The following is a 4862-nucleotide window of genomic DNA, read 5'->3' as shown; positions in this document are numbered from 1 at the left end:
AGCTTGGAATTTGAAGAACAAAAAAATATCTTCGGTAAAGAAACTGGGAAGATCGTGATAGATCAGGATGATTTCGAACGAATGAAAGAACTCGCGATGATGGTAGTTCCTGAAATGGAGTTCAAAAACAAAGAATTACAAAGAGAAGTAAACATTCTACAATCGAAAATTGTAGAAAAAGACGACAAAATCAATAGTCTCGAAAAGAAACATGATATTGGAATCAACATTCTTCAAAAGAAATATGACACTCTATTTATTCAAGCGAAACGTTATAAAGAGGGTTTAGACGATGTTGTAGAAGAACTGGTAACAAAACGTTTAGAAGAAAAAGTGAGCGAATTGAAGGAGCATCATGCAACGCAACTAGCTAAACAAGTCAAAGTTAAGAATGAATACCTCGAAGAAGCCGAAAAATTGGAGCGTAAACTTGGAGTCGTGACACGTCATGTAAATACTCTAAAGGGTGAGTCTAGTTGGCTTGAAAAGGAACGTGACGAACTGAAAGTGACCAATAAGGGGCTAGTCGAGGAAAATAATAGTTTAAAAGCAGAACTTCAAAAAATGTTCCAACATGTGAAAGCAATGACAGAACGATTCGATAAACTTGTCGAAGAAAGAGTAGCCAACTGGAAAGATATTTTGAGAGTATCCATTCATCGAGCAACAAGAGAATGGTTAGTCGATAAAATGCCTGATAATCAAAATATCGTCCTCGATCATACGTTGGATTCAAAGGAAATTAATAAGAGATCCGAAGAATTAATTCCGGAGTTGAAGGCAGAACGGGAAGCAATGATCCAAAAGCGTCAAAAAGATCGCGATATGGAACGATAACTCTTATCCTATGTATCTCCCAGTGACACATATATGTATCATTTCTGCTACATCGTGTGCCAAATTTGAATCATCTTGTTTCAAAGTAAAAAGCCCCTTTTCAGGGGCTTTTGTTCGTAAAATGCCTTGCAAACGCATTTTACTTTGAATCATCTTCTGGTTTCATACTATCGTCATAGTAGTTTAACAAAAGACTTTTTTTATGGTCTGAACCTTTCATCATGATGTTAGGAGATACTTGCCACACACCATTTTGGACTTTGATGATGAAATGATTTTCTTGAAGTTTCTTCATGATTTTAGCGATTGTTGGTTCTGAAACGTTGGCTTCTCTAGCGATTTTCTTATACGTTCCTACAAACGTATTATTGGCTTGTTCAGTGTTCTGAAGTATGTAGATCAGAACGTCAATCTGCTTTGAATCAGCTAGCCCTAAAATGTGAAGAAAATCCATCAAGTAAATCTTCCAAAATTGCTTTTGACCATATGCTCTTTTAGTGATTTGTTCAGCGTAAATTTTCTCACCAGTTTCAGTGTCGATGTATACCTTTTCTTTCTTCCCTAACAAGGTTTGTGTGTCGGACTGATACTCCATGTTCGAATCCAATAAATGTCACCTCCAACGATTTTACTTAATTCTAATTTAAGTAAAAGATAAAAGCAACATTAATTAGCACTTAAAAATAGCTTAGTGCCTACTAACGTATTATTAAGTGCCTAAAATAGAGAAAAACGTTGATATTCAAGGCTTTAGAGCGCTTTTATAAAAAAAACGCTCTCTTCTATATCAATACAGTTCCCTCAATTCGATAAAAACAGTACAAATTTCCTCTTTCTCAAAGAACTGAACGCACTCATTCCGGCTTTTAAGCCTTCATTTCGTTTGTCGGACTGTCAGACCGCTGGACGTATCTCTCGCTTCGCTCAAGAACCTCCACCGATCTTCCAGTACACATGAACTTGTCGAACATTCTCGTTCTCACTTGTAACGAGGGTTTTAGTCTTCTAAAATGCTCTTTAAAATCGATTTTAAGGGCATTTACGGCTTGAGCCGTAGAAAAACCTATCAAGACGTAGCGAAGGGGCTTAAAATCAAAATATGAGCGTTTTAGACGTAATCAGGAGGGGATTTGATGAGAGTAGATTTGAATCCGGCGAATTACGATCCGGAAAAGTGGGCTGCCATTGAAAGATTGAAATATCTCCAAATGGTTGAAGGATTAGTAATGAAAGTTGAAATACTCGAAGTCGATCATAGTGGGGTCACATTGATTGATGCTGATAATTCTTCACATAAAGATTGGTTTAAAGCATAAAAATAATAAGAACATACGTTTGGACGAACGATGTATCATTTCAGCCTTTTTATCTGTTGCAATAATCGGTTATAATAAGCTTATGGCTCAGAACGTGTACCCTTTGCCCCTAAGGCAATAAGACGGGGGGTGCACAAAACATGGAATTGATTTTTAATTATTCAGTCGAGTTGTTTAACCTTTCTTTAGATCCATTGGATCTCGTTTTACTTTTAACTTTACTGAATAAAAAAAATCCTTCCGATGACGACAAAAAAGAGTCTTAACTTTTAAAGTCAAGACTCGCCGAAAAAGCAAATAAGCACGTTCTGTTAGGATCTGAGTGGTAGGACACTTAGATCCTTTGCCTATTTTTCTTATTATACATTGTATAATTAACTTATCATTTAGACACTGTGAATACAAGTATTGAAACGGTAAAAACGCTGACTGGACAGCGTTTTTTGTCTGTGCTTTATCTTAAATTTTGAAGAATAAATTTAAGTAATTAGCAAACGATTTATGCCGTAAGCAAGAGTTTACTTCGAGAGGTTCCCCTGATCACACTCACCCAAGTGGCTCCCAGAGGGGCGAAGCAACTCGGAGACGTTGGGTTAGGGGGTTCGGGGGAACAGAGGCTCGAAGTCAATTCTTGTGCGGAATAAAAAGTGAGCGGCAACCTTCTTCCAGAAGATCAAAGAGCTCAGTAAAAAAAGTAGGTGTCTCACGTTGAGACACCTACTTTTTATTTCGTGATATCTAAATAAGTCGCAATCAGTAATTGTGTAATCATAATTAACTCTATGAAAGTCGTCATGCTACGTCACCTCCTCCTTAACAGACGTTGACTCGGTCCTGTGAAACAAGGACAAATCATTAAAAGGAGGCGCGAGGCGCCGGCTATGTTTTTAAAGGTTTTTCTCTCTGTGATTTCCTCAATCCTAAGGATTGAGGAAATCATTTGTGTTGGCTCTTGAACTTTCGATGCGTGCAGCGACCGTCGGATCGACGGCAATCTTGACCCTCGGAGAGCGCACCTTTACGAAGTAAAGTATAGTGCGCTATACTATACAAAATTCAAAAGCGGAAAACTGGGGGCGATTTTATGGATCTAAGCTTTATTTATGATTGGGTTATTCAAACACTTAAAGGATTATCGGGTAGTACAATTTTATCTTTGGTTTCAATCTCCATTGCATTTTCTGTTTTCCGATTTAATAAGAAAATGGGTTACTCAAAGCTTTCTGTAACTCCTCTTCTAAGTAAATACGATAATTCTATTGATTTAACACATGTAGATTTCAATTATGAATTACGAGAATTAAACTGGATTAACTCTACAAAAGGTCTTCCTGAGCCTATGTTATCTAGAGTTGTCAGAGAATCAGATAACGGAAAATTGTTTGATGATAGATTTACCCCTCAAATGTTGCTAATTAAATTGATGAATAAAGGTGAAATAGCTTCGACTGACATTAAAGTAACTTTGGTGTTTAAGGGTTATGGATCGAAAATTATTTATAAAAAAGACAGCATAGATGAATTCGATTTTGAAGTAGGTAAACGAAAAACATTCACTAGCTTAAAAATCCCGATAAAACTTTCTTATATGGGAGCCGGCGAAGAAAAATATTACTACATAGCTGATCTAAAAGGTCAGTTTAGAGAAGCAGAATTGATTTTATGCAAAATTCAAGCTAATGGTCACACTTATTTTAAGCAAAAACTTTCTCAAAGATTTTTCAATAGAGTAGTTATTAATCATTATTTCCACCCTTATCTAAGTAGCGCTGCTGATCCTTCCGATATATATGCGCTCGTAGGAATCAATAATCATAGTGAAGACTGGGAAAGTCCTTATCCGAAAAAAAATGGTATGAAGGGGTACTGAAATGGCTTCAAAACTTGTATGTAGGATGGCGAAAGTAAAGAAAAATGACGTAAAAGGTTATCAAATCCACAATCAAAGAGAACGAGAAAGTAAGACTAATCCGGACATCAATGCTTCACTATCCCATCTCAATCGAGACTATATCAATACCCAACACATCAGCTATATGGAAAAATGGAAAGAGACATTTGAATCCCAAAATGAGAGTAAACGTGCTTTAAGAAAAGATGCTGTGTTTTTTAATGAGTTCGTAGTTGGTTCTGATCGTGATTTTTTCAAAGATATGAGTCAATCCGAAAAAGAAAGGTTCTTTGAAGTCTCTACCGATTTCTTTAAAGAACGATTTGGAGAACAGAACGTTCTCTATTCTGTTGCTCACTTTGATGAATTAAAGGGTGCTGGCGCTCATGCTCATATCGCAATCGTACCTATGAAAGATGGCAAACTTCAAAGTAAAAACGTATTTAATCGTATTGAATTGAAAGCAATACAGACCCTTCTTCCTGAACATTTAAAAAAACATGGATTCGAAATTGAGCGAGGAAAAGAAGGATCAAAGGCTCAGCACATTGATACGGCCACATACAAAGTCCTCAAATCTCAAGAAGCAGTCTTGATGGCCGAACAGCAGCGGGAAACAATTCAAGGCGAAACAAAGCTACTGGAAGCCAAAAAAGAAGACTTAAAAGAGTTGTTCGATAAAGTAGAACGAATTGATAGCTTGGAATTTGAAGAACAAAAAAATATCTTCGGTAAAGAAACTGGGAAGATCGTGATAGATCAGGATGATTTCGAACGAATGAAAGAACTCGCGATGATGGTAGTTCCTGAAATGGAGT

The 4862-nt window shown here is 36.7% G+C and carries 5 protein-coding genes; 4 read left to right on the top strand and 1 reads right to left on the bottom strand.

Annotated features, from left to right (window positions below; all coding sequences use genetic code 11):
* A partial coding sequence (locus AC3B4V_RS16110; RefSeq protein ID WP_488378869.1) for a hypothetical protein occupies positions 1 to 837 on the top strand: 837 nt, incomplete at its 5' end.
* A 139-nt stretch (positions 838 to 976) separates the two neighbouring features.
* On the opposite strand, the gene AC3B4V_RS16105 is transcribed toward AC3B4V_RS16110, so the two are convergent.
* Positions 977 to 1432: a replication/maintenance protein RepL gene (locus AC3B4V_RS16105; RefSeq protein ID WP_488378868.1), complete on the bottom strand. Its 456-nt coding sequence runs from the start codon at positions 1430 to 1432 to the stop codon at positions 977 to 979.
* Between the two features lie 538 nt (positions 1433 to 1970).
* On the opposite strand from AC3B4V_RS16105, the gene AC3B4V_RS16100 reads away from it, so the two are divergent.
* From AC3B4V_RS16100 to mobV, 3 genes are all read left to right on the top strand, one after another.
* Positions 1971 to 2153 (top strand): hypothetical protein, encoded by a 183-nt coding sequence (locus AC3B4V_RS16100; RefSeq protein ID WP_488378867.1) that lies wholly within the window; start codon positions 1971 to 1973, stop codon positions 2151 to 2153.
* Between the two features lie 1084 nt (positions 2154 to 3237).
* Positions 3238 to 4023: a hypothetical protein gene (locus tag AC3B4V_RS16095; RefSeq protein ID WP_488378866.1), complete on the top strand. Its 786-nt coding sequence runs from the start codon at positions 3238 to 3240 to the stop codon at positions 4021 to 4023.
* Between the two features lies 1 nt (position 4024).
* Positions 4025 to 4862 (top strand): MobV family relaxase (gene mobV / locus AC3B4V_RS16090; RefSeq protein WP_488378865.1); only part of this gene is annotated, 838 nt, incomplete at its 3' end.

The organism is Exiguobacterium sp. E17S (assembly GCF_057772545.1).
The sequence above is the reverse complement of the archived record's forward strand: the minus strand, read 5'-3'. Positions and strand labels throughout refer to the sequence as shown.

Coding starts and splice junctions, on each gene's coding strand:
- AC3B4V_RS16105 (WP_488378868.1), bottom strand. CDS start 1,432: ATGGAGTATCAGTCCGACACACAAACCTTGTTAGGGAAGAAAGAAAAG.
- AC3B4V_RS16100 (WP_488378867.1), top strand. CDS start 1,971: ATGAGAGTAGATTTGAATCCGGCGAATTACGATCCGGAAAAGTGGGCT.
- AC3B4V_RS16095 (WP_488378866.1), top strand. CDS start 3,238: ATGGATCTAAGCTTTATTTATGATTGGGTTATTCAAACACTTAAAGGA.